This is a genomic window from Silvimonas sp. JCM 19000, assembly GCF_054652575.1.
On the sequence record NZ_BAAIHC010000061.1, the window covers coordinates 1 to 909 of the forward strand.

Consider the following 909-nt stretch of genomic DNA (forward strand, 5'->3'; position numbering starts at 1 on the left):
GAGAAAATGGCGACGAAAAACCTAGTTGCCCACCTGTTCGAGAGCTACTGGCGAGACGCCAAGAAAAGTCCTTTATGGGCCGTTATGCATGGGCTGTAGGGCTGGCGTGGCTTTCTGCAGTAAACGCAAACGTGCATTGCATGGGGTGCAAAAGCATGGCTCGGATGTTACTTAGACACGATAACTACGACAGAGATATTTGCGGTTGGAAGCGCACTTGTTTTACCGCGTGCGTACGCTAGTTTTATATCAGTGCCTCACCGTCCGAGGTGCTTTCGCCCGCCGATTTGAGAGCTCAATCGGCGGGTTTGTTTTTCTTCCGAAAGCAGTTTTTGATACGCTCAGCTGTAGTCTGGGACTGCTCCCCCAACTTGATACGAACACCATCAACGATCCGGGTGGTGCGGCCGTATATTTCTTTCCCGCGCGAGCTCCCCGATCGGCCCTAGTTCTTCTGCCTGGCCGCTGATGATAGCCACCAGATCGTCGTTGCAAGCGTCTTCAAAATACCAGGGATTATCGTTCCATACGTCACCCTTGGCCTGCGCTGCGCACTGGAAGCCATGTCGCCACGCCTGCGTCAGCATCAACAAGATATCGCTCTCAGTAAAGTCACCCACGGTAGCCCTCGTATGTGCTTAATAGTTTTCCTGGCCGGGTTGTAGTCGCCGCAGCAACTCCCGGTCGTTTGGTTCTGTGTTGTTTACCCGGAACGACACCCGGTAGTGCACAAGGTCCGGCTTGTAGCGACCATCGAGTAGTAGCGCCATGGCTTGATCCGGTGAAATGGAATTGGATGCCCAGTTGCTGGCTGCGTTCCGTGTTAGCAGGATGGGCGAACGGCCGCTGCCGTCGACCACACAACGGCTTTTATCGTCCGTTATGACAACAACTTGAGATTGTTTCCCG

Annotated in this window: 2 protein-coding genes; both read right to left on the reverse strand. The window is 53.9% G+C overall.

The genetic code is table 11. From position 1 onward, the window contains the following. Positions 1-386 precede the first annotated feature (386 nt). The gene (locus tag ACYQ1A_RS21785) at positions 387-620 is read right to left on the reverse strand and encodes a hypothetical protein (RefSeq protein WP_062223752.1); all 234 of its coding nucleotides are present in this window, start codon (positions 618-620) and stop codon (positions 387-389) included. 18 nt (positions 621-638) lie between these two features. Further along, on the reverse strand, positions 639-909 hold a 271-nt coding region (locus tag ACYQ1A_RS21790), incomplete at its 5' end, for a hypothetical protein (RefSeq protein WP_499365821.1).